The 3667-nt window shown below is 71.2% G+C and carries 4 protein-coding genes; all 4 read right to left on the bottom strand.

The features are described from left to right. On the bottom strand, positions 1-585 hold a 585-nt coding region (locus tag VJS38_RS07195; protein ID WP_324087471.1), incomplete at its 3' end, for a chromate transporter. Positions 586-658: 73 nt separating this feature from the next. Further along, on the bottom strand, positions 659-1465 hold the full coding sequence (locus tag VJS38_RS07190; RefSeq protein ID WP_324087470.1) for a methyltransferase domain-containing protein: 807 nt from the start codon (positions 1463-1465) through the stop codon (positions 659-661). A gap of 30 nt (positions 1466-1495) precedes the next feature. Then, a complete protein-coding gene (locus VJS38_RS07185) occupies positions 1496-2605 on the bottom strand; it encodes a medium chain dehydrogenase/reductase family protein (protein WP_324087469.1) in 1110 nt (369 codons plus the stop codon). A gap of 142 nt (positions 2606-2747) precedes the next feature. Beyond that, positions 2748-3667, bottom strand: a 920-nt coding sequence (locus VJS38_RS07180) for a M23 family metallopeptidase (protein WP_324087468.1), incomplete at its 5' end; no start/stop codon positions are given.

Below are 3667 nucleotides of genomic sequence, written 5' to 3'. Positions count from 1 at the left end.
CAGCGGCGGTGCGGCGATCAGGGAGCCGAAGGCCGCGCCGGCCAGGATGACGAAGAGCTGCGCGACCGGGCCGCCGTGGCCGAAGAGCAGGCCGGCGGCGGCGCCGATCGCCATGCCCGCGCGGATCGGGCCGCGCGCCAGGCTGCGGGCCATGGCGAGCAGGGCCTGGGCGACGATCGCCGCGGCGGCGACCTTCAGCCCGTGCCGCCATCCCCCGCCCCAGGTCGCGCTGAGCAACGGCGTCAGGTAGGACAGGAGGATCATCGCCAGGGCGGCCGGCAGGGTGAAGCCGATCCAGGCGGCCAACAGGCCCGCCGCGCCGGCTCGGCGCTGGCCGATGGCCATCGCCAGCTGGCTCGAGGCCGGGCCGGGAAGGAACTGGGCGAGCGCCAGCAGATCGGCGAAGGCGCCCTCGCTCACCCAGCCGCGCCGCTCGACGAACTCGCGCCGGAAGTAGCCGAGGTGCGCGACCGGCCCGCCGAATGCGGTGAAGCCCTGCTGCAGGAACGCGAGGAAGACTTCTCCGGCCTTGCCGGCCCTGGCGGTCCCGGGGACTTCGCTTGCTGTGCGCCGGCTTTCGTCCATCCGTCCCCCGCGATAGGCCTTCTCATGCGGCGAGGCGCGCGCCCTGTCGACTGCTTTTGGAGGGGCGGGCGGATCAGCCCTTCGGCCGCATCACCAGCCAGGGTGTGGGCCCCAGACGCCATTCCCAGACCGCCAGCAGCTGGTCGAGGTGCGGCAGCGCCCGCAGCCATTCGGGCATGTCGAAGGCCTTGGGCTGCTGGCGGACCGCGACGATCTGGTGGGTCGGGGCGAAGCGGCGGACCAGCTCCTCCATGACGCCGCGGCGATAGACGTCGTGGGTCTCGACGACGAGGCTCATGCCGGCGAGCGCGGGCGAGAGGTCAGGCCGCAGGATGTCGAGCTCGGCGCCCTCGGCGTCGACCATCACCAGCACCTTGCGGCCGGCGAAGGCCTCGAAGCCCTCGGGCGCGAAGGCGCCGCCGATGCGGACGCGGTCCGCCACGGCGTTCTTGGCGGCGAGCTCGGCGCAGGCCGTGCGCGCCGCCTCGTCGATGTCGAAGGCGTGCACGCTCGCCTGCGGCATCAGCCGCGCCAGGCCGACCGCATAATAGCCCTCGGCGCAGCCGACATCGATCACCGTCTCGACGCCGGCCTCGGCGAAGGCCTTGAAGTAGGGATGCAGCTCGGATTCGTAGGTGCCGAGCAGGCGCGGGATCAGCGCGCCTTCGGTGGCCTCGCTGACGTACTCCATACCGGCGAACAGGCCGCCGCGCACGCGCGCGCCTTCACGCGCCAGGAAGGTGTTGGCCAGCATCCGCGAGCGCCAGCGGCCAAGCGTGCGCAGCACCTCGTTCAGCTCCTCCGGCGACGGCTCGGCCGGCAGGGCGGCGAGGCGCTGGCGCGTGAGCTCGGCGTATTGGCTGGTGAGGCTTCTGGCCAAGGGGACTGTTTCCGTTTGCGGAACGGAAACCTAACCGCAGGGACGCCGCGGGCGCCAGCCTGGGGATAGCGCTTCGCCGGCCTGCGCCGCCACCGTTTCCGGCGTCGCCCGGCCGCCCGGCAGCTCCGGAAGATCAGGGCACAGGACGAGCTTGCCCTGGAGACCGCCCGCCTCGAGGCGGCGGTGTGCGTCGGCGACCTGCCCGAAGGCGAGCCTCTCGGCCACGCGGGGCCGAACGGCGCCGGTCTCCAGCAGGTGGAACAGCAGCGCCAGATCGCCCTTGAACCAGGTCGGGCGCCGCGCCCGCATGAGGTTGATCGAGTAGAGGCGGACACGCTTGCCGCGGATCCATCCGGAAAGATGCAGGCGCGCCATCATTCCCAGGATGGCTGGCAGGCGGCGGTGGCCCTGGACTGCCGAGGTGTAGCCGTAGGCGCAGAGCAGCCCGCCGCGCCTGAGGGCCGCGAGCGCGCGCCTGCCGCCCTGCTCGCCGACGCCGTCGAACACGATGTCGAAGCCGCCAGGCAGCGCCTGCGTGAAGTCTTCCCGCTGGTAGTCGATCGCGGTTGCGCCCAGCTCGTGCACGAGGGGGACCTGTTCACCGCTGGCGGTTCCCCACACCTCCAGGCCGGCCATCTTGCCCAGAGTCACCAGCGCTTGTCCAACTGCGCCAGCGGCGCCTTGGACCAGGACCTGCTGGCCACGCCGGACCCTCGCCAGGCGGTGCAGCAGTTGGTAGGCCGTCGTCCAACTGAGGATCATGGTCGCGGCCTCGGCGGCGTCGACCCCGGCCGGGACGACGGTCAGGTCCTTGGCGCGCAGAGTGCGGTAGGCCGCGTTGGAACCGATGACCGTCATGTCGGCGACGCGATCGCCGATCCGGAAGCCGGTCACTCCCTCGCCCAGTTGGTCGATGACCCCAACCACGTCGTAGCCGAGCGTGAAGGGCGGACGCAGGCCTACGGTCTGGGGATAAAGGTGACGGCGGATCACCACGTCGGTGTAGACCAGGCTCGAGGCGAGGACGCGGACGCGGACCTCGCCCGGCGCCGCCATCGGCATCGGCGCTTCCACCACCTGCAGGTGCTCAGGGCCGCCGAAGTCCCTGATCTGGACGACCCGGTTGCGCGCTTGCGGCATGGCCGTTCTCCCTGCCGCCGCAGTCCGGGCAGGGGCGGGAAGATGTCGCGCGACGACCCACCCGGATGGCGAGCGGCAAGGATGGCCTAATCCGTTTTTGTACAACGGCCTTGATCGCGGTCAAAAGCGCCGTGCGTAGGTCCTACCGACGCAGCGCTTGGCCGCTGTCATCCATCGCAAGCGTCTCAGGCTTCGCCTGCGCCGCGAGCAGGGCGTCGACTTCGGCCTTCTCCGCCCTGAAGCGCTTCAGTTCGCGGCCGGCGAGCACCGTGCCTTGCGGGACCTTGGCGCTCAGCGGGTTCACCCGCTCGCCGCGGCGGAAGATCTCGTAGTGCAGGTGCGGCCCGGTCGCCAGGCCGGTGGCCCCGACATAGGCCACCACCTGGCCCTGGCGGACGCGCACCCCGGGGCGGACGCCCGGCGCGAAGCGCGAGATGTGGCCGTAGCCGGTGTCCCAGGTCCCGTCGTGGTGGATGCGCAGCCAGTTGCCGTAGCCGCCCTTGCGCCCGGCCTCGGCCACCACCCCGTCGCCCGCGGCCAGGATCGGCGTGCCCGCGCCGGCGCCGAAGTCGATCCCCTGGTGGGCGCGGGTGTAGCCCAGGATCGGATGCCGGCGCAGGCCGAAGAGGGAGGTGATGCGCGCGCCGTCGACAGGGGTGCGAAGCAGGAACCCTTTGATGTTCTTGCCGAACTGGTCGAAGTACTCGACGTCGCCCTGCGGCCGCTCGAAGCGGTAGAACTTCACTCCGTGCAGCTCGGCATAGCGTAGGTCGCCGACCTCGACGGTCTTGCCGCTCTCGGTGATCTTGCGGTCGAACACCAGCTTGAAGTCGTCGCCGGGTTGGATGTCGCGCTGGAAGTCCAGCTTGTGGGCGAACAGCTTGACCACCTGGGCGGTGATGGTCGGCGTGGCCCCAAGCTTCTGGGCGCTCTCGTACAGCGAGCCCTCGATGCGGCCGTCGGCGGCGACGGTGTCGTCGCGGATCTTCTCTTCCAGCTGCTTGAGGCTCAGGGCTCCGTCGAAGGTGCGCGAGATCGTCAGCGCCTTGGCGGGGCTGGGCT

The organism is Phenylobacterium sp. (assembly GCF_035276905.1).
Lineage (GTDB): Bacteria > Pseudomonadota > Alphaproteobacteria > Caulobacterales > Caulobacteraceae > Phenylobacterium.
Note: the sequence above shows the minus strand (reverse complement) of the source record. Positions and strands in the feature narration are given on the sequence as shown.

Coding starts and splice junctions, on each gene's coding strand:
- VJS38_RS07185 (WP_324087469.1), bottom strand. CDS start 2,605: ATGCCGCAAGCGCGCAACCGGGTCGTCCAGATCAGGGACTTCGGCGGC.